The sequence below is a fragment of the Ammonifex thiophilus genome, assembly GCF_003368535.1.
Classification (GTDB): Bacteria; Bacillota; Desulfotomaculia; order Desulfotomaculales; family Ammonificaceae; genus Ammonifex; species Ammonifex thiophilus.
The window spans coordinates 56,066-74,749 of record NZ_QSLN01000004.1 but is presented as its reverse complement, the minus strand read 5'-3'; the positions used below and the strand labels follow the sequence as shown (position 1 = coordinate 74,749).

21 protein-coding genes are annotated in these 18,684 nt (G+C 60.8%); all 21 read left to right on the top strand.

The annotated features are described in order from the left end of the window. Nucleotides 1-163: 163 nt before the first annotated feature. A complete protein-coding gene (gene hslO, locus DXX99_RS04775; protein ID WP_115792376.1) occupies nt 164-1,069 on the top strand; it encodes an Hsp33 family molecular chaperone HslO in 906 nt (301 codons plus the stop codon). Nucleotides 1,070-1,132: 63 nt separating this feature from the next. Next, nucleotides 1,133-1,672 (top strand): YceD family protein, encoded by a 540-nt coding sequence (locus DXX99_RS04770; protein ID WP_115792375.1) that lies wholly within the window; start codon nt 1,133-1,135, stop codon nt 1,670-1,672. After that, entirely contained in the window at nt 1,653-1,835 is a 183-nt protein-coding gene (gene rpmF, locus DXX99_RS04765) for a 50S ribosomal protein L32 (RefSeq protein ID WP_115792374.1), read from the top strand. Before DXX99_RS04770 ends, rpmF begins: the two co-directional genes overlap by 20 nt. Nucleotides 1,836-2,041: 206 nt before the next feature. Then, a complete protein-coding gene (gene plsX / locus DXX99_RS04760; RefSeq protein WP_115792373.1) occupies nt 2,042-3,055 on the top strand; it encodes a phosphate acyltransferase PlsX in 1,014 nt (337 codons plus the stop codon). Next, on the top strand, nt 3,052-4,047 hold the full coding sequence (locus DXX99_RS04755; protein ID WP_115792372.1) for a beta-ketoacyl-ACP synthase III: 996 nt from the start codon (nt 3,052-3,054) through the stop codon (nt 4,045-4,047). Before plsX ends, DXX99_RS04755 begins: the two co-directional genes overlap by 4 nt. A gap of 9 nt (nt 4,048-4,056) precedes the next feature. Beyond that, complete coding sequence (fabD, locus tag DXX99_RS04750; RefSeq protein WP_115792371.1) at nt 4,057-5,001, top strand: ACP S-malonyltransferase; 945 nt, start codon at nt 4,057-4,059, stop codon at nt 4,999-5,001. After that, nucleotides 4,998-5,741 (top strand): 3-oxoacyl-[acyl-carrier-protein] reductase, encoded by a 744-nt coding sequence (gene fabG, locus DXX99_RS04745; protein ID WP_115792370.1) that lies wholly within the window; start codon nt 4,998-5,000, stop codon nt 5,739-5,741. The genes fabD and fabG overlap by 4 nt, the downstream gene beginning before the upstream one ends. A 36-nt stretch (nt 5,742-5,777) precedes the next feature. Beyond that, nucleotides 5,778-6,020, top strand: a complete 243-nt coding sequence (acpP, locus tag DXX99_RS04740; RefSeq protein WP_015738971.1) for an acyl carrier protein — start codon at nt 5,778-5,780, stop codon at nt 6,018-6,020. Nucleotides 6,021-6,046: 26 nt separating this feature from the next. Next, nucleotides 6,047-7,288, top strand: coding sequence for a beta-ketoacyl-ACP synthase II (gene fabF / locus DXX99_RS04735; RefSeq protein ID WP_115792369.1), 1,242 nt, complete (start codon nt 6,047-6,049; stop codon nt 7,286-7,288). A gap of 91 nt (nt 7,289-7,379) precedes the next feature. Further along, nucleotides 7,380-8,117 (top strand): ribonuclease III, encoded by a 738-nt coding sequence (rnc, locus tag DXX99_RS04730; protein ID WP_115792427.1) that lies wholly within the window; start codon nt 7,380-7,382, stop codon nt 8,115-8,117. Beyond that, nucleotides 8,074-8,979 (top strand): signal recognition particle-docking protein FtsY, encoded by a 906-nt coding sequence (gene ftsY, locus DXX99_RS04725; protein ID WP_115792368.1) that lies wholly within the window; start codon nt 8,074-8,076, stop codon nt 8,977-8,979. Before rnc ends, ftsY begins: the two co-directional genes overlap by 44 nt. Before the next feature lie 13 nt (nt 8,980-8,992). Continuing rightward, a complete protein-coding gene (gene mtnP, locus DXX99_RS04720; protein WP_115792367.1) occupies nt 8,993-9,799 on the top strand; it encodes an S-methyl-5'-thioadenosine phosphorylase in 807 nt (268 codons plus the stop codon). Then, nucleotides 9,796-10,851 (top strand): S-methyl-5-thioribose-1-phosphate isomerase, encoded by a 1,056-nt coding sequence (gene mtnA, locus DXX99_RS04715; protein ID WP_115792366.1) that lies wholly within the window; start codon nt 9,796-9,798, stop codon nt 10,849-10,851. The genes mtnP and mtnA overlap by 4 nt, the downstream gene beginning before the upstream one ends. A gap of 3 nt (nt 10,852-10,854) precedes the next feature. Next, a complete protein-coding gene (locus tag DXX99_RS04710; protein WP_115792365.1) occupies nt 10,855-12,105 on the top strand; it encodes an adenosylhomocysteinase in 1,251 nt (416 codons plus the stop codon). Next, nucleotides 12,105-12,758, top strand: coding sequence for a class II aldolase/adducin family protein (locus tag DXX99_RS04705; RefSeq protein ID WP_115792364.1), 654 nt, complete (start codon nt 12,105-12,107; stop codon nt 12,756-12,758). The genes DXX99_RS04710 and DXX99_RS04705 overlap by 1 nt, the downstream gene beginning before the upstream one ends. Before the next feature lie 3 nt (nt 12,759-12,761). Next, nucleotides 12,762-14,081: an amidohydrolase family protein gene (locus tag DXX99_RS04700; RefSeq protein ID WP_115792363.1), complete on the top strand. Its 1,320-nt coding sequence runs from the start codon at nt 12,762-12,764 to the stop codon at nt 14,079-14,081. Nucleotides 14,082-14,098: 17 nt separating this feature from the next. Next, complete coding sequence (locus DXX99_RS12225) at nt 14,099-14,878, top strand: class I SAM-dependent rRNA methyltransferase (protein WP_240610820.1); 780 nt, start codon at nt 14,099-14,101, stop codon at nt 14,876-14,878. Continuing rightward, nucleotides 14,788-15,270 (top strand): class I SAM-dependent rRNA methyltransferase, encoded by a 483-nt coding sequence (locus DXX99_RS12220; RefSeq protein ID WP_240610819.1) that lies wholly within the window; start codon nt 14,788-14,790, stop codon nt 15,268-15,270. Before DXX99_RS12225 ends, DXX99_RS12220 begins: the two co-directional genes overlap by 91 nt. Continuing rightward, on the top strand, nt 15,271-17,046 hold the full coding sequence (locus DXX99_RS04690; protein ID WP_115792362.1) for a polysaccharide deacetylase family protein: 1,776 nt from the start codon (nt 15,271-15,273) through the stop codon (nt 17,044-17,046). Nucleotides 17,047-17,154: 108 nt separating this feature from the next. After that, complete coding sequence (locus DXX99_RS04685) at nt 17,155-18,450, top strand: RNA-guided endonuclease InsQ/TnpB family protein (RefSeq protein ID WP_115792361.1); 1,296 nt, start codon at nt 17,155-17,157, stop codon at nt 18,448-18,450. Nucleotides 18,451-18,518: 68 nt separating this feature from the next. Next, complete coding sequence (locus DXX99_RS11485; RefSeq protein ID WP_165847720.1) at nt 18,519-18,680, top strand: nucleotidyltransferase domain-containing protein; 162 nt, start codon at nt 18,519-18,521, stop codon at nt 18,678-18,680. Nucleotides 18,681-18,684 lie beyond the last annotated feature (4 nt).

Here is an 18,684-nt window from a genome sequence, read left to right as displayed (position 1 = left end):
CTTTGCCCCCTTAAATTGAACTGATTTTAACTTTGCACTCTATATTCTTTCTTTCCCCTGCTTTTTCCTTCTTCCCAAAGAAAATTTTCCGTTCCCGACGTACTCTTTGAGAGCGGATTCTTCGTGCTAAAATGGGCTTATCGGAAAGGAAGGTGATCCTGCTTTGACGGATACCAGTTTTGAGGGAGACTACCTGGTGCGAGCTGTGGCCAACGGGGGTCAGATTCTGGCCTTGGTGGCCCGGAGCACGGAGCTCGTACGAGAAGCCCGCCGCCTGCACGGCACTTCTCCCACCGCCACGGCAGCTCTGGGGCGGGTGTTAACGGCCGCGGCGCTTATGGGAGCTACCCTCAAAGAAGGACAGACCCTTACCCTCCGGGTAGTGGGAGATGGCCCTGCGGGCTGGATAGTGGCCACGGTCAGAGATATGCGGGTGAAGGGCTATATTCGTGAGCCTCACATTTATCTTCCCCTGAATGCGGCGGGTAAGCTCGACGTGGCGCAAGCCATAGGTAAGGGGATGCTTTACGTCACCAAGGATCTAGGGCTGCGGGAGCCTTACAACGGCTGCGTTCCGCTGGTTTCCGGCGAGATAGGGAAGGATCTGGCCTACTACTTCGCCGTCTCGGAGCAGGTACCGGCAGCGGTGGGACTGGGGGTTCTACTCGATCCGGACGGGGAGGTGCAGGCGGCAGGAGGCTACATCCTCCAGCTTTTACCCGGAGCCAGCGAAGAAGTAGTGGCGCAACTGGAGGCCAATGTGGAGGCCACCGGCCCGGTGTCGCGCCTTTTCGCCGAGGGTTGCACGCCCGAGGACGTTTTGGCTTTGCTCTTGAGGGGCTTTACCCCCACCGTTCTTGCCCGGCAAACCTTCGCTTTCATCTGTGACTGCTCCCGGGAGCGCTTGACCGAAGTCCTGCTGGCGCTGGGGCGGGAAGAACTGGAAACTTTGCTAGCCGAACAGGGTGAGGTGGAAGCCAGATGCGGCTTTTGTAACCGGGTGTACCGTTTCAGCCGCGAGGAGCTGCAGGAACTCATTGAGCTGGCCGAGCCCAAAGAGAAAAATTAAAGCCTTCGTTGACGGGAGCGGGATGGGGGGTTATAATGAACTCCTGATTGAGGTGAGAAGGCCTTGTTCACGGTTAACGTCGCGCAGCTCAAGAAAACACCGGCGGAGAGCCGCCGCTATGTGCTCCGGGAGCGGCTGGATTCCCTTCCGGGCGAAGGGGGAGAGGAACTGCCCCTCCTTTCCCCGGTAGAGCTCGATCTGACGCTGACCAACGCCCGCAGCTACCTCTGGGCCGTGGGCGAGGTGGCGGCCACGGTGGAGCTCGTCTGCAGCCGCTGTCTCAAAAAATTTCCCTTTCTTTTGCGGGGCCGGTTTGAGGAAAAATTCCGCCTGACGGCTGAGGCAGAGGAAGGGGAAGAGATGCCTCCGGTGGAGGAGGAAATAGATTTTACTCCCTACGTGCTGGAAAGCCTTTTGCTGGCTCTCCCGATGAAGCCGCTTTGTCGGGAGGATTGTCCCGGCCTTTGCCCCCACTGCGGTCAGGATTTGAACCGAGGTCCCTGCTCCTGCTCCCGGACGCCTATTGACCTCCGCTGGGCGGAGCTGACCAAGTTGCTGAACTCCCAAGAAGGAGGTGGCAAAGATGGGGGTACCGAAGAGTAGATCTTCTAAGCAGAGGAAGCGTTTGCGCCGCATGCACTACAAGGCGGAGGCGCCCACTCTGGTGGCCTGCCCCCGCTGCAAGGCTCTCAAGCGCCCCCATGCCGTGTGTTCGAACTGCGGCTACTACAAAGGGCGGCAGGTCCTGGCGGAGGAGCAAGCCTAGTCAAAAAGTTTTGGAACTTGTATTCCTGTTTTCGAGTTGCAAGGCCACTTCCAGTGGCCTTGTTGTTTTTGCAGGAGAGGAGTGGCCAGGCGAAGAAATATTTTTAGTCGCGCCGGGCGGGGGAATGGTACTTTGCATCGGAGGATAATGATTGTATAATGCAACCAGATTGCCGTAAAGACTCTTCCTCAGTGGAGGTTAAAGGTTTGCGGGTAGCACTTGACGCCATGGGAGGAGACTACGCTCCGGAGGCCACGGTGGAAGGAGCCGTGGCGGCCGTTAAAAGCTTTGAAGGAATAGAAGTCTACCTGGTGGGGCCGGAGGAGCGCTTGCGGCCCTTAATTCCCGCCAACCTTGGAGAAAAAATAAAGCTCGTTGCCGCTTCGGAAGTCATCGGGATGGGAGAGTCGCCAGTTCAAGCGGTCAGGCGCAAAAGGGCCTCTTCTCTGGTTAAGACGGTGGAGTTGCTCAAGGAGGGGCAGGTGGATGCTGCCGTATCGGCCGGCAACACCGGCGCTTTGCTGGCGGCGGCTTCTCTTTACCTGGGACGCATCCCCGGCGTGGAAAGACCGGCCCTGATGGCCCAGCTCCCCAACCCGGTGGGACGCACCGTGCTTTTAGACGTGGGAGCCAATGTGGACGTGAAGCCTCATCACCTGGCGCAGTTTGCCGTTATGGGTTCCATTTATGCGCGCGATATGCTGGGAATAGCTTCCCCCCGCGTAGGTCTTTTGAGCATCGGTGAAGAGGAGACCAAAGGCAATGAGCTCACCTTAGCCACCCTCCCTCTCCTGCGCGAGCTCCCTCTAAATTTCATAGGCAATGTAGAAGGAAGGGATGTTTTCAATGGCCGGGCAGATGTGGTGGTCTGCGACGGCTTCGTGGGCAACGTGCTTTTGAAAGCCGGGGAGGGGTTGGTGCAGGCGCTGGAGGTCATGCTGAAACAGGAGTTGGCCCGCAACCTACCGGCCAGGATTCTGGCCCTGGCCACTTTCTTTTTCCTGCGCAATTTTCGAAAGCGCTTGGACTACGCCGAATACGGCGGTGCCCCCCTGTTGGGGGTGAACGGAGTAGTGGTGGCGGCCCACGGCTGTTCTCGGGGAAACGCCATAAAGAACGCCTTGCGGGTGGCTGCGGAAGCGGTGCGTTGCAACCTGATAGCCACCATTGCCAAAGGAATGACCTTGCTTAAGCAGGAGAAAGGGGTAGAGGTTAGTTGAGCGGCTGGCCTTTAAGGGTGGGAATTGCGGGGCTGGGAATATACGTTCCAGAAAGGGTACTGACCAATTTCGACTTAGAAAAAATGGTGGATACCAGCGACGCCTGGATCCGGGAGCGGACGGGCATAAGAGAAAGGCGTATCGCCGCCCCGGAGGAGAGCACCTCCGATTTGGCCACCCGGGCGGCCCAAGAGGCTTTGCAAGCGGCCAATCTTTCTCCGGAGGAGATCGACCTCATCATAGTGGCCACCGCCTCTCCGGACATGCTCTTTCCGGCTACCGCCTGCCTGGTCCAAGCCAACCTGGGGGCATCGCGAGCGGCGGCTTTTGACCTTGAGGCGGGCTGCAGCGGCTTCATCTACGGTCTGGCAGTGGGAGCGCAGTTCATAGCTACCGGCAGCTGCCGCCACGTGCTGGTGATAGGGGCCGAGACCCTTTCGCGGCTCACGAACTGGGAGGACCGTTCTACCTGTGTTCTCTTCGGCGACGGGGCAGGGGCGGCCGTGCTCAGCCCCGTTTCTCCCCCGCGTGGCCTTCTTTCTTTTTACCTGCGTTCGGACGGGAGCGGAGGGGAGCTGCTCAAGTTGCCCGCCGGCGCGGCTCGCCTTCCTGCCTCCCGAGAAACGGTGGAGAAAAAGCTCCATTTCATCGCCATGAACGGACGAGAAGTATTCAAGTTTGCCGTGCGGGCTATGGAAGAAGCCGCTCTGGAAGCGCTTAACCGGGCGGGGGTCTCCAGCCGGGAAATCGACTGTTTTATACCTCACCAAGCCAACATTCGCATAATCGACGCAACGGCCAAGCGGCTCGACCTCCCGCCGGAGAAGGTAATGGTGAACATCGACCGCTACGGCAACACCTCGGCCGCTTCCATCCCCATAGCCCTGTATGAGGCGGTGGCTCAAGGCAAGATAAAACCGGGAGAAAGCACCGTGCTCATGGTGGCCTTCGGGGCTGGCCTCACCTGGGGCTCGGTATTAATGCGCTACTGAGGTGGTCTTATGACTTTGGCTTGTGTTTTTCCGGGACAGGGTTCGCAGTATGTCGGCATGGGCAAAGACCTCTACGAGCGCTACAAGGTCGCCCGCGAGGTCTTCGCCGAAGCCGACGCCATTCTGGGTTTTCCCTTAAGTCGGCTCTGCTTCGAGGGGCCAGCCAGCCTCCTTTCCCAGACCATGAACACCCAGCCAGCCGTCTTGACGGTGAGCGTGGCCTGCTGGCAGGTGTATCTCAACCAGGGGGGGAGGAAACCTAGTGCGGTGGCGGGGCACAGCTTGGGGGAGTTTTCTGCCCTGGTGGCAGCGGGCGCTTTGGACTTCCCCACCGCCCTTCGCCTGGTGAGGCGGCGGGGAGAGCTCATGCAAGAGGCCGTTCCTCTGGGGGAAGGAGGTATGCTAGCCCTGCTAGGGTTGCCCGCCGAAAAGCTGGAGCGGGTTTTGGAGGCCGGGAAGAAGGCCGGGGTGGTGGAAGTGGCCAACTATAACTGCCCCGGTCAGATAGTGCTTTCGGGCCACATCTCGGCCTTGGAGGCGGCGGCTCAGGCGGCACGGGCAGAGGGAGCCAAAAAGACCGTTTTGTTGGCCGTGAGCGGCCCTTTTCACTCCTCCTTGATGCGGCGGGCGGCGGAGCTTTTCGCCCAGGAGCTGGAGCAGGTGACGATAAAGAAGCCGGTTTTGCCGGTGGTGCTGAACTGCACCGCCGATTACGCTTACCGCGCAAGCGAGATAAAGAAGGCGCTCATGAGGCAGATGACCAGTCCCGTGCGCTGGGAGGAGAGCGTGCGACGCCTGGTGAAGGATGGAGTAAAGACTTTCGTGGAAATAGGGCCGGGCAAAGTGCTGACGGGTCTCATCCGGCGCATTCACGCCTCGGCCACCTGCCTTAATGTGGAGGACGAGGCTTCTCTGCGCCATACCTTGCGGGTGTTGACGGAGGGGGAAGGATGAAGCTGGAGGGTAAAGTAGCCCTAGTGACCGGGGCTTCGCGAGGTATCGGGCGGGCAATAGCCGAAGCTTTGGCTGCTTCCGGGGCTAAAGTGGTGGTTAATTATCTTGCCCGGGAGGAAGAAGCGCTGCAGGTGGTGAATGGCATTAAGAGCGCAGGCGGGGAAGCGGTGGCCCGCCGGGCCGATGTGGCCCGAGCACCGGAGGCACAGGAGTTGGTGGAGTTCACCGTAAAGCATTACGGCAAAATAGATATTCTGGTGAACAACGCCGGGGTAACACGCGATAACCTTCTCTTGCGCATGAAGGACGATGACTGGGACAAGGTGCTGGAGGTAAACCTCAAAGGGGCTTTCCTCACCACCCGGGCGGCGGCGCGTTTCATGGTCAAGTCTCGCTGGGGGCGCATCATAAACATAAGCTCGGTAGTGGGGCTCAGCGGCAACGCGGGCCAGGCCAACTATGCGGCAGCCAAGGCAGGGCTCATAGGCTTCACCAAGGCCCTAGCCAAGGAGCTGGGACCCCGCAACATCACGGTAAATGCGGTTGCTCCCGGCTTCATCCTCACCGACATGACGGCCTCCTTGCCCGAGGAGATCAAGCAGGAGCTCCTGCGCCGCTGCGCTCTGGGCAGGTTCGGGCGGCCGGAGGAAGTGGCGGCGCTGGTTGCTTTCCTGGCCAGCGAGGAAGCCGGATATATCACCGGCCAGGTCATAAGTATAGACGGCGGGCTTTCCCTCTAATAAAATCATAATCTTGGGAAGGAGGTGAGGAAGCGCATGTCGTCGACGGCAGCCATCTTCGAGAAAGTGAAGCAGATCATCGTCCAGCAGTTGGGTGTGGACGAAGAAGAAGTCACCATGGACGCCTCCTTCGTGGACGATCTGGGGGCGGACTCACTCGACCTGGTGGAGCTCATGATGGCGCTGGAAGAAGAGTTCGAGATGGAGATCCCCGATGAAGAGGCGGAGAAGATCAAGACGGTGGGGGATGCCGTCCGCTACATTCAGGAGCGCCTGTAAAAGAAGTTCAGGAGGTCTTTAGAACTTTGTCAGCGCGGGTAGTGATTACTGGTCTTGGGGTGGTTTCCCCTGTAGGCATCGGCAAAGACGCCTTCTGGGAAGCTTTGGTACAAGGCAAATCGGGCGTAGGGCGCATAACCCACTTCGATCCTTCGGCTTACCGGACCCAGATAGCGGCCGAGGTGCGAGGCTTTGACCCTGGCCTTTACCTGGACAGGCGGGAGATACGGCACTTGGATCGCTACTCGCAGTTCGCCCTGGTGGCAGCCCGTATGGCTTTAGAGGACGCGGGGATAAAGCCCGGCGACGTGGATCCCGACCGGGTAGGGGTAATTTTGGGCTGCGGTATTGGGGGCATCGCCACCTTCGAGGAGCAGGCGCAGATCCTTTTCCAAAAAGGTCCTGCGCGCGTAAGTCCCTTTTTCGTTCCCATGATGATAGCCAATATGGCGGCGGGGCAGATCGCCATTGCCCACCGCTTCTACGGGCCCAACAGCACGGTGGTAACGGCCTGTGCTTCTTCCAACCACGCCATCGGGGAAGCCTTCCGCGTCTTGCAGCGGGGGGAGGCCGACGTCATGCTGACCGGGGGTACCGAGGCGGCCATCACCCCGCTGGCCATAGCCGGCTTCTGCGCTATGCGGGCCATGTCCACGCGTAACGAAGAGCCCGAGCGCGCTTGCCGCCCTTTCGACGCCGCCCGGGACGGCTTCGTTATCGGTGAAGGCGCGGGTATCCTGGTGCTGGAGCGACTGGAGCACGCTCTGGCGCGGGGGGCCCGCATCTACGCCGAGCTGGTGGGCTATGGGCAGAGCTGTGACGGATACCACGTGACCGCTCCCGACCCGGAGGGGGAGGGAGCGGCCAAGGCTATGCGTCGGGCTTTGGCCGATGCCGGGATTAAGCCGGAAGAGGTAAGCTATATCAACGCCCACGGCACTTCCACCCCGCTCAACGACAAGGTGGAAACACTGGCCATAAAGAAGGTCTTCGGCAAGGCAGCCTACCGTATACCGGTGAGTTCCACCAAGTCCATGACCGGCCACTTGCTAGGGGCGGCCGGAGGAGTGGAGGCGGCGGCCTGCGTGCTAAGCATAACGCACGGTATCGTTCCCCCCACCATCAACTACGAGCACCCCGATCCCGAGTGCGATTTAGATTACGTGCCCAACCGAGCCCGGTCGATGCGGGTAGAAGTGGCCCTTTCCAACGGTTTTGGTTTCGGGGGACATAACGCCACCCTGATTTTTAAGCGTTATTCCGGTTGAGGAATTTATCTTCCGGCCTTTTAAAAGGGGCACGACCGGACGAGAACCCGGTCGCTGGCCCCAAAGTAATATTTCGGGGGTCGAACCGTTGGTGGAACTTGCCAAGTTGAAGGACAAGCTGGGGATAAGCTGGAAGGAGGAGAGACTCCTTCGTCTAGCTTTAACCCATCCCTCCTACGCCTACGAGCACCCGGGGGTGGAGCATAACCAGCGTTTGGAGTTTTTAGGCGACGCCGTCCTTTCCTTGGTAGTAAGCGATTATCTTTACCGCACCTTTCCCGAAAAGAGCGAGGGAGAACTCACTCGGTTGCGGGCTGCGGTGGTCTGCGAGGCCAGCCTGGCTCGGGCGGCCGAGGAGCTGGGAATCGGGGAAGCTCTGCTTCTGGGGCGGGGAGAGGAAAAAACTGGAGGAAGAAAAAGGCCTTCTTTGCTGGCCGATGCTTTCGAGGCCCTTCTGGGGGCCATTTACCTCGACCAGGGGTTGGAGGTAGCTTCTGTCTTCGCCCTCCGCTTTCTCCAGCCGGTGCTGCAGGACGTCCTGGAGGGGCGGATAGAGCGGGATTACAAAACCGAATTGCAGGAGCTCCTGCAAAAGGGCTCGCCGGATAAGATAATCTACGAGGTCTTGCAGGAAGAAGGGCCGGACCACGCCAAGCGCTTCCTGGTGGGGGTTTACTACCGGGGGAAGTGCCTGGGGCGCGGCGAAGGGCGTTCCAAAAAGGAGGCCGAGCAGCGGGCAGCGCGCGAAGCCTGGCTTAAGCTTTTAGGCGGAGAGGAGGGTGTCAATGGGGCTTTTCGACCGGCTGAAGGCCAGTCTGGGGAAGGTTAGGGAGACCTTTACGGCCAAGATCGACAACGTCCTTAGGCGCCGGAAAATAGACGAGGAACTCTACGAGGAGCTGGAAGACACCCTCATCCTGGCCGATGTGGGTGTGCCGGCCACCGAGGAACTTTTGGAAAGGCTCAGGGCGCGCGTGAAGACCGAGCGCGTGGAGGAAGCAGAGGACTTGCGCCGCCTTTTGCAGGAGGAAATCCTTCGCCTTTTAGGTGAGCCGGTTCCTCTCCTTCTGCCCCCTTCGCCGCCGGCGGTGATCCTGCTGGTGGGAGTCAACGGCACCGGCAAGACCACCACGGCGGGAAAGCTGGCCTACTTCTTCCGTCAGCAAGGGAAGAAGGTGCTACTGGCGGCTGCCGACACTTTTCGCGCGGCGGCCATCGACCAGCTGGAGATTTGGGCCGAGAAGTCGGGCTCGCTCTTCGTACGGCAGAAGGAAGGCTCCGACCCGGCGGCGGTGGTCTTTGACGCCCTGCAGGCGGCCAAGGCGCGGGGGGTGGACGTGGTCATCGCCGACACCGCCGGCAGGCTGCATACCAAAAGCCACCTGATGGCGGAGCTCGGCAAGATCGTGCGGGTGGCGGCACGGGAGGTGGAGGGGGCGCCCCATGAAGTCCTGCTGGTGCTAGATGCCACTACGGGCCAGAACGCCTTAAGCCAGGCCCGTCTTTTCAAAGAAGTCACCGGAGTCACCGGTATCGTTCTCACCAAGCTCGACGGCACGGCCAAAGGGGGCGTGGTGATCGCCATAAGGAAGGAGTTAGGACTACCCGTGAAGTTCATCGGAACCGGAGAGAAGATCGAAGATTTGGCCCCCTTCAACCCGGCCGAATTCGTGAAAGCCATTTTCGATTAAAGGGGGTGAGGAGGTGCCTGCCATTGCCGTCATCGGGGGTACAGGGGTTTACGATCCGCACCTGCTGGAGGACCCCCGAGAGGAGATGGTGGTCACTCCTTACGGGGAGGTCCGGGTTTTCTGCGGCAAATGGCGGGGAAAAGAAGTAGCCTTCCTTCCTCGCCACGGTACCGCTCACAGCGTGCCGCCGCACCGGATAAACTACCGGGCCAACATAGCCGGCCTTAAGAAACTAGGCGTGCGCTTTATCTTGGCCACGGCGGCGGTAGGCTCTTTGAATCCCCAGCTCAAGCCTGGAGAGTTTGTGGTGGTGGATCAGTTCTTGGACTTCACCAAGCGGCGGGAAAGTACCTTTTTCGACGGGGGCCCGGAGGGAGTAGTGCACGTGGATTTTACCCAGCCCTACTGTCCGGAGCTCCGGGAGTTATTGGTGCGGGCAGCCAGGACCCTGCGCCTGCCGGTACACGACAAGGGTACCTACGTCTGCACCGAAGGTCCCCGTTTTGAGACGCCGGCGGAGATCAAGATGTTCCAGCACCTAGGGGGAGATCTGGTGGGCATGACCGGGGTGCCGGAGGTGGTTCTGGCTCGAGAGGCCGAGATCTGCTACGCAACGGTGGCACTGGTCACCAACTTCGCGGCCGGCATCGCTCCTTACCGTCTCAGCCACGAAGAGGTAGTGGCCATGATGAAGTCTAAAGAGGAGGAGCTGCGCAGGCTCCTTTTACAGACGGTTTACTGGATCGAGGAGACGCGTACCTGCTCCGTCTGCCACCAGGCTGTCACCGGGCCGGTGAAGGTCAAGGAGGGGGAAAAGTGAAGCCCCTTTACTGGGAAGAAGGAGCCCTTTACCTTCTCGACCAGACCCTCCTTCCCCACAAAGTCCATTACCTGCGCCTGACCGATTACCGAGAGGTGGTTACTGCCATTAAGCGCTTAAGCGTCCGGGGAGCTCCGGCCATCGGGGTAGCGGCGGCCTACGCTCTGGTGCTGGCAGCACGGGAAGCCGCGTCGAACCCCCAGCAAGTTTTCTGGGACAAGCTGGAGGAAGCGGCACGTGACATAGAGGGGTCGCGGCCCACGGCGGTAAATCTCCAGTGGGCGGTCAGGCGGCAGATGAAAGTGGCGGCTTGTCACCGGGAAAAGGGGCCGGAGGCGGTGGTGGCCGCCCTGGAGCGGGAAGCGCAGGCCATGCAAGAGGAGGATGTCCGGACCAACTGGGCCATCGGTGCTTATGGAGCTGCCCTTCTGCCCTTCCGGGCCCGGGTTTTAACCCACTGCAACGCCGGAAGCTTGGCCACCTGCGGCTACGGCACGGCCCTGGGGGTCATAAGGGCGGCGCACGCGGCGGGTAAGATCGCTATGGTCTACGCCGACGAAACCCGGCCTCTGCTTCAAGGGGCACGTCTCACCACCTGGGAGCTCCTGCAGGAAGGCATACCAGTGACCCTTATAACCGATAGTACGGCGGGCTACCTCATGGCCCGAGGCGAGATCGACGCCGTGATAGTGGGAGCCGACCGGATAGCCGCCAACGGCGATGTGGCCAACAAGATCGGCACCTACTCCTTAGCGGTACTGGCGCGGCACCACAGGATACCCTTCTACGTGGCCGCTCCTTTTTCTACCGTAGATCTGGAAACCGCTACGGGGGAGGCCATTCCCATCGAGGAGCGAGGGGAGGAGGAGGTCACCCACTGTGGCGCGGTTCGCATAGCGCCGGAAGGGGTTAAGGCCCGCAACTTCGCCTTCGACGTCACCCCGGCCGAGCTTATTACGGCCATCATTACGGAAAGAGGGGTAGTCTATCCTCCCTTAGGGGAAAATCTCCGCCTCTTTGCCCAACACCAGCGTAAAGAAGAAGGTGATTGAGTCTTGCAGAGTCTTATCCGCGATCCGAACTTGAGCCCGGCGGGGGAGAAAAAGATAGCCTGGGTGGCGGCGCACATGCCCGTACTGGCGGCCATCCGCCAGGAAATGGAGAAAACGCGCCCTTTCGCCGGGGTGAGGGTGGCCTTGTGCATTCACCTGGAGGCCAAGACGGCCAACCTGGCCCTGACCCTTAAGGCGGCGGGGGCCGAGGTGGTGGCCACCGGCTCCAATCCCCTCTCCACCCGAGACGACATCGCGGCCGCCCTGGTGGCTTCGGGAGTGCGGGTCTTCGCCTGGTACAATCCCACGCCAGAGGAATACCGGGAGCACTTGCGCCTGACTTTGGAAACCCGCCCTCATTTGGTCATCGACGACGGCGGGGATCTGGTCCACCTTCTGCACACCGAACTCCGGGGCGTGGCGGAGGGGGTTATCGGGGGGTGCGAGGAGACCACCACCGGGATCCTGCGTCTTAAGGCCCTGGAGAGAGAGGGCAAGCTCCTTTTCCCCATGGTGGCGGTGAACAACGCCCAGATGAAGTACCTTTTCGATAACCGTTATGGGACCGGGGAGTCGGTCTGGGCGGCCATCATGCGCACCACCAACTTGGTGGTGGCGGGTAAGACGGTGGTGGTTTGCGGCTATGGTTGGTGCGGCAAAGGGGTGAGCCTCCGGGCGCGGGGTTTGGGAGCCAGGGTTATCGTCTGCGAGGTCGACCCCATCAAGGCGGTGGAGGCGGTTATGGACGGTTTTGAGGTTATGCCTTCCCTGGAGGCCGCCGCCAAGGGAGATATCTTCATCACCACTACCGGCTGCCGGGACGTCCTGCGGGCGGAGCACTTTCGGCAGATGAAGGACGGGGCCCTGCTGGCCAACGCCGGCCACTTCAACGTGGAAATTTCCCTCAAAGACCTGGCCCAGCTCTCCGTGCGTCAGGAAGAGGTGAGAGAAAATATCACCGCCTACTACCTGGAAGACGGGCGCCGGCTTTATCTCCTGGGGCAAGGGAGGCTGGTGAACCTGGCGGCGGGGGACGGGCATCCGGCAGAAATAATGGACCTTTCTTTCTCCTTGCAGGCTCTGGCGGCTCGTTACGTCTTAGAGCGGGGGAAGGAGCTCCCTCCCCGCGTCCACCCGGTGCCGCCGGAAATAGACCGGCAGGTGGCAGAGCTCCGTTTGGCCGCCTGGGGTATCGAGATCGATCGCCTCACACCGGAGCAGGAAGCTTACCTCGCCTCCTGGGAGGGGGAGTAATGCTGCTGGAAGGGCTGCGCGTGGCGGTGGTGCAGGTGGGAAAGGAACTGGCGGCCTCCGGACTGGTCCTGGGGACCTGGGGCAATGTCTCGGCCCGCGAAGGAGACTTGGTAGCCATAACTCCTAGCGGCCTCCCGTATTCGGCCTTGGCGCCGGAGGACATCGTGGTAGTGGATCTGGAAGGGAAAACGGTGGAAGGAAAATGGCGCCCCTCAACCGAGCTGCCCTTGCACCTGGCCATCTACCGGAAGCGCTCCGACGTGGGCGGGATTGTGCACACCCATAGCGTAGGGAGCATGACTTTAGCCGCCTGCCGCCACCCTCTTCCCCCCTTCACCGAGGAGCAGGCGCAGCTCATAGGCGGCGAAGTGCCGGTGGCCGCCTATGCTCCGCCGGGTACGGAGGAGCTGGCACGGGCAGCCATCGCCACTTTAGGGGAGGGGAAGGCGGTTCTTCTGGCCAACCACGGCCTGGTGGGGGTGGGGAAGACAGTAGAGGAAGCCCTGCTTACCTGTCAGGTGGTGGAGAAAAGCGCCCAGATTTATCTCTGGGCACGCCTTCTGGGCGGTCCGGTCCTGCTTTCTGAGGAGGAAGTGCGCTCTTTGCGGGAAAATTTCCTTCGTAACTACGGACAGAAAGGTGCGGGGGGATAAAGGATGCGGCTGCTGATTAAAGAGGTCACGGTTATCCCCATGACTGGCCCGGAAGAGATCATAAAGAACGGAGCGATAGCGGTGGAGGACGGACGAATCGCTTACGTGGGGCCGGCCGAAGAAGCACCTTCAGATTTTCGGCCTAACCGGGTTCTACGCGGGCCGAATTTCGTGGCCCTTCCGGGTCTAGTAAACGCCCATACTCACGCCGCCATGACCCTCTTCCGGGGCTACGCCGACGACCTGCCGCTCAAACGCTGGCTGGAAGAAGCCATCTGGCCTCTGGAAGCCAAGCTTAGGGGGGAGGACGTTTACTGGGGTACCCTCCTGGCCTGCGCCGAGATGCTGCTGGGCGGGACTACCACCTTTGCCGACATGTACTTCTTTATGGACGAAGTGGCGGAAGCCGTGGATAAAAGTGGCATGCGGGCCTCCTTAGCCCGGGGGCTCATCGGTACCCTGCCCGGCGCGGATAAAGCCCTTAAAGAAAGCGAAGAATTCGTCCGGCGCTGGCACGGCGGGGCAGGAGGGCGCGTTACCTGTATGCTGGGACCCCACGCCCCTTACACCTGCCCTCCTGCTTACCTGGAGGAAGTAGTTGGGCTTGCTGAAAAGCTTCGGGTGGGCATTCACATCCACGTTTCCGAAACTGCTCATGAAGTAGAGGAAATCCGGCGGCAGTACGGCTGCTCGCCGGTAGAGATGCTGGAGAAAGCCGGAGTCTTCCGGGTTCCCGTCTTGGCCGCCCACGGCGTACACCTCTCCCGTGAGGACATGGAGATTTTGGCGCGGTATAAGGCAGCGGTAGTGCACAATCCGGAGAGCAACATGAAGCTGGCCAGCGGTATTGCTCCCGTGACCGAGCTTCTGGCGGCCGGGGTGACGGTGGCCCTAGGAACCGACGGCGCGGCCAGCAACAACAACCTGGACATGTGGGAGGAGATGCGAACGGCGGCTTTACTGGCCAAGGTGAGCTGCAAAGATCCCGAAGCCTTGCCCGCCTACCAGGCGCTGGAGATGGCCACCCTGGGCGGGGCTAAAGCTTTAGGGCTGGCTGATCAGATTGGCACTTTGGAAGTGGGTAAACGGGCCGACATCGTGCTGGTGGACCTGGCGCGGGCGCACCTCCAGCCCCCGCACGACCCCATTTCTCATCTAGTGTATGCTGCCCGGGCTTCCGACGTGGACACGGTCATTGTGGACGGCCGCATTGTGGTGGAAGGGGGGAGGCTCATCACCCTGGATCTGGGGGAGATAATGGCGCGCTGCCGTGAGTCGGCCCGCCGCCTGGTGGGCAAGCCTCCGCGCCGGAGTTTGCTTTAAAAGGGGAAGGGATGCCGGTGGCCCGCGTAATCCTTCTACCGGGGAAGGAAAAGCGTCTGCTGGCCGGACACCTCTGGGTTTATGAGGGAGAGATAAAAGAGGTGGAAGGGGAAGTCGAGCCGGGGGGTATAGTCTCCGTTTGTAGTTCTAAGGGGAAATTTCTGGGCCGGGGCTACTTCAATCCCTATTCCCAGATAACCGTCCGGCTGCTTACCCGGGAGGATGAGGAGATAAACGAAAGCTTTCTGCGCCGGAGATTGGAAGCGGCCCTTGCCTTCCGCCAGCGGGTGGTAAAGGGAGCCAGCGCCTATCGCCTGGTAAACGGAGAGGGGGACCTCCTACCGGGACTGGTAGTGGACCGCTACGGCGATTACCTGGTGGTTCAGATTCTCACTCTGGGTATGGAGAAACTGCGTCCCCTCCTCCTCCCTTTGCTGGTGGAGCTCCTCTCTCCCAGGGGGATTTACGAGCGCAGCGACGTCTCCAGCCGCGAGAAGGAGGGTTTGCCTCTTGCTACCGGCCTTCTTCACGGTGAAGTTCCCCGCCGGGTGACCATTACCGAAGGGGAGTTCTCCTTCCTGGTGGATATCTACGAGGGGCAAAAGACCGGCTTTTTCCTCGACCAGCGGGAGAACCGGCAGATCTTGAGTACCCTTACCGCCGGATGCGGGTACTCGACTGCTTCTGCTACACCGGCGGCTTTGCCGTGGCAGCGGCTAAAGGTAAAGCCGAAGAAGTTCTGGCGGTGGACGTGTCGGAGCAGGCCCTGGAGTTGGCGCGGGAAAATGCTGTCCTGAACGGCGTGGAGGGGAAAATTTCCTGGCGGGAGGCCAACTGTTTTGACGAGCTGCGCCGGTTGGAGAAGGCGGGGGAGAAGTTCGACCTGGTGATTCTCGACCCACCAGCCTTCACCAAAAGCAAAGAGGCGCTGCCTTCTGCCATGCGCGGCTACAAGGAGATAAACCTGCGGGCTTTAAAACTCTTGCGTGCCGGCGGGCTACTCTTCACTTGCTCTTGCTCCTACCACCTCACCGAGCCCCTTTTCTGGGAAGTGGTACTTTCCGCCGCCCGAGATGCCCGCCGCACTTTGCGCCTGGTGGAATTCCGCCGCCAGGCCCGTGACCACGCCATTCTTCCCACCGTTCCCGAGACATACTATCTAAAATGTGGCATCTTTCAGGTGATCTGAGTGCGCTGGCGTGCTCGTACTTTTGGGATAGGACTGGCTCTCCTTACGGTGGTCTTCCTGGCTGGCCTGGCCGCTACAGCCTACTCCCCCATCAGGACGGACGCTGCCCTTTCGGGAACTTCCGTAGGTCTAGTAGTGGACTTGCCGGTAAGGGATCCTTCGGTTTTGGCCGCTTATGCGGGCGTTTTAAAGGAAGAGGGTTTCGCCTACGAGGTGCTGACACGCCAGGAGCTAGCCAAGTGGTCCCCCGAAGCGCTGAGGCAAAGGTGCGGCGCTTTAATCCTTCTGGAGGGCGAAAACCCCGATCTTTCCGTCTCCGAAGTGGAAGTTTTGAGCCGCTACGTGGAAAAGGGGGGGCAGCTCTTGGCTGTTTACGACGCCGGCCTTCAGCAGCCTGCTTTCTGGGAGCTTCTAGGGGTTCGGCTGCAGAACCTTTCTTACGACGGCTACTGGTCCTTCGGCAGTCCGGGGCGGGCCCGGTTCTGGGGCTTTACGCCGGGCAAGTATGATGGGCGAGGGTTCGTGACCGGATATGGCTACGGGCGGCTTAAATATCGCCACCTGCGGGCCACCGCCACCACGGCTTCGGTGCTGGCCTGGGACGGAAGGAATCCGGTGGTAACCGCGCGGCGGTGCGAATCCGGGGGAGCGGTGGTCTATGTGAACGTTCCCCTGGCCTGGCACAAGAAGCGTACCGATGACCTGCCGCTGAGAGCGGTTTTGCAAACCTTCCTTACGAGCTATGCTCACCTGCCCCACCTGGTTAATGCTCCCGAAGGCAAGGGCACACTGGTGGTGAACTTACACGTCTGCAGCAGCGCTTGGGCCTCTTCTTTAGCCCGCCTGGTGGAAGAGGGATTGCTCGATCGGCGCCTTCCTTACTCCGTGCACATAACGGCCGGGCCCGACTGCCGGCAGCCAGGCGACGGCCTGGGCTTCCACGCCGAAAGACCGGACAGGGCAGAGCTCGTTCGGAAGGTGGCTGTCAGAGCTTCTGTCGGCTCACACGGCGGCTGGGCTCACGACTACTTTGCCTACCACCTGGTCAATACCCCTTCTGATAGGGCCAAGGAGTACCTGGAGCGGAACTTCACTTGCTTGCAGTCCATCACCGGAAGACCGGTTCGGGAGTACAGCGCCCCGGGAGGGAACCATCCACCCTGGGTCACCCGCTGGCTGGCGGAGCACGGAGTGGTGGCCTTCTACAGCCCGGGTAACGGCGGCTCCGCTCCCCAGCGCCCTTGGCTCGATGACCAGCCCCTAGAAGGCAAGCTTTGGGAATTCCCTGTTACCCCCTGCGGTCGGTGGGCCTGTCTGGAGGAACTAAGCCGGCATCACGTGCCGGCGGACGAAGTTAAAGGGTGGATAGACGAGCTCACTACCTTCTGCGCCCGGCGCCGGGTAATACGTACCATATACACCCACGCCGCCGCTTACCCCTATGCCCATCAGGTATTGCAGCACCTTCACGACCGGCTCTTGGAACTTTCCCAGGAGGGAAGGCTCCGGGTGGCCACCATGGAAGAAGTGGCGGATTTTCTTAACCGGCGTGCCCTCACCACCTGGCGGTTTACCCGCCAGGGCCGGAACGGTTACAAGGTGGAACTGGCCAATCCGGAGGGGCTTAACGGCCTAACCTTGGCCTTTTACCTCGGCCCCGGTCATTCCTTGCGCAGGCTCCCTCCGGGCTGGCGGGCCGAGTATGAGAACGGTTGGTGCTACCTAACCTGCTGGAAAAAGATCACCAGCGATTCCTTCACTATCCGGGTAGAATAGAGGATAGAAGCAATTTACCAAAAAGTCCGCCGCTGAAGGCCCCGGCTTTTAAGCCTGGGGATGAAAGCGGCCTCAGATCGTGCCCTCAGATTGTGCTACAATGGAAGCATGAAACGCACCAACGTCGTCCGGATCCTTCCGGATAAACAGCAGGAGCGAGTCCTGGAGATCATCGGGGACCGCTCGGCTAGCCTCTACAACGCCGTGACATACAGGTGCAGGCAGGCGTTCTTCAAAGGAGAACCCGTGCCTTCCTATGAGGCCCTGTGCTCCGAGTTCAAGGAGCACCCGGCGTACAAAGCCCTGCCCGCCCACATCGGGCAGGAGGTCATCAAGAAAGCAAGGAAGGCGTGGTACTCCTACTTCGCCTGCCTGAGACTGTACCGTAAGGGCGATATGTCAAGGCCGCCGCGCGTACCCCGCTACTGGAAGGACCGCCGGACGGGAAAGCGTATATTCCGCGTCATCCCTATTAAGGCGCCTACGTCCTACTCCCTGGATGCTCGTTGCCTCTCCCTCACACTGCCGCGGGACCTCCGGAAAAGGCAGGGAGACCGCTTGGTCCTGCGCACGAAGGGTGTCCTGCGTTTCCACGGCCGACCTAAGACCCTGGAACTCAAGTACGACCCTGTAAAGAAGCGCTGGTACGCCCACCAGGTGGTGGAGGTGCCGGAGCCGAAAAGGCCAGCCCGGCCCGAAAAGTATGCCGCCTGCGATCTGGGTGCGAGGGTCCTGGCCGCCCTGGCCGTCGAAGGGCTCGACCGCCAGCTCCTCTTCTCCGCCCGGGAAGTCATCAAGGACTTCCTCTACTGGACCAATCAGATTGCAGAGGAGCAGTCGAGGCTCAACCGGGCGGGAAGGGAAACCTCCAGGAAGTTGAGGAGGCTTTATCAGCTCCGCGCCCGCAGGCTGAGACACGCCTTTGTAGCCCTGGCCGCAGAGATTGCCCGTGTCTTGAAGCGGCACCGGGTGACCACGCTGTTCCTTGAGGACCTGACGGGCATCCGGGAGGACATGGACTTCGGGCCGAAGAACTGGCTGGTGCACAACTTCTGGGCCTTCCGCATGTTAAGGAACCTTATCGAGGCAGTCTCGACTCGGGCTGGGATAAAGGTCGTCCCCGTGGAGCCGCGCGGGACGTCTTCCCGGTGCGCCGTCTGCGGGCATCCTGTCAGGCGGCCCGTCCGGCATAAAGCTGTGTGCGAGGAGTGCGGCCGCGTGTGGCACGCAGACGCCAACGCGGCGTTAAACATACTCCTTCAGGGCTCCTTGAAGGAGCACGGGGCGGAGGCCACGCCCCAGCGGCCGCGAGTACTCCGGTGGAACAGACACCGGTGGGAAAGCCGCCGTAAACCTGCTGCCGGCACGCTTAAAGCGGCGAGCGGCAGCCGGATGGCGGCTTAAAGCCGCCTGAAGGAATCCCCGGGCATAAAGCCCCGGGGAGGGAGTCAACGGCATCTGGAGGAAGGGAAATGAGTGTCAAGGAAAAGTACGCTCACCTGCCACCCTTGCCTAACGACATAGAGGTACGCCTTGGGCGGATACCGGAAATCTTGCGGCGTCATCCTATCCGCCTGGCGTACCTCTTCGGCTCGGCGGCACGTTCGCTGCGCAGAGTACCGACATCGACATAGCCGT

What these genes read in the sequence shown, in the direction of transcription:
- rpmF (WP_115792374.1), top strand. Translation starts at nt 1,653, where the DNA reads ATGGGGGTACCGAAGAGTAGATCTTCTAAGCAGAGGAAGCGTTTGCGC.
- fabD (WP_115792371.1), top strand. Translation starts at nt 4,057, where the DNA reads ATGACTTTGGCTTGTGTTTTTCCGGGACAGGGTTCGCAGTATGTCGGC.
- fabG (WP_115792370.1), top strand. Translation starts at nt 4,998, where the DNA reads ATGAAGCTGGAGGGTAAAGTAGCCCTAGTGACCGGGGCTTCGCGAGGT.
- acpP (WP_015738971.1), top strand. Translation starts at nt 5,778, where the DNA reads ATGTCGTCGACGGCAGCCATCTTCGAGAAAGTGAAGCAGATCATCGTC.
- ftsY (WP_115792368.1), top strand. Translation starts at nt 8,074, where the DNA reads ATGGGGCTTTTCGACCGGCTGAAGGCCAGTCTGGGGAAGGTTAGGGAG.
- DXX99_RS04705 (WP_115792364.1), top strand. Translation starts at nt 12,105, where the DNA reads ATGCTGCTGGAAGGGCTGCGCGTGGCGGTGGTGCAGGTGGGAAAGGAA.
- DXX99_RS04700 (WP_115792363.1), top strand. Translation starts at nt 12,762, where the DNA reads ATGCGGCTGCTGATTAAAGAGGTCACGGTTATCCCCATGACTGGCCCG.
- DXX99_RS04685 (WP_115792361.1), top strand. Translation starts at nt 17,155, where the DNA reads ATGAAACGCACCAACGTCGTCCGGATCCTTCCGGATAAACAGCAGGAG.
- DXX99_RS11485 (WP_165847720.1), top strand. Translation starts at nt 18,519, where the DNA reads ATGAGTGTCAAGGAAAAGTACGCTCACCTGCCACCCTTGCCTAACGAC.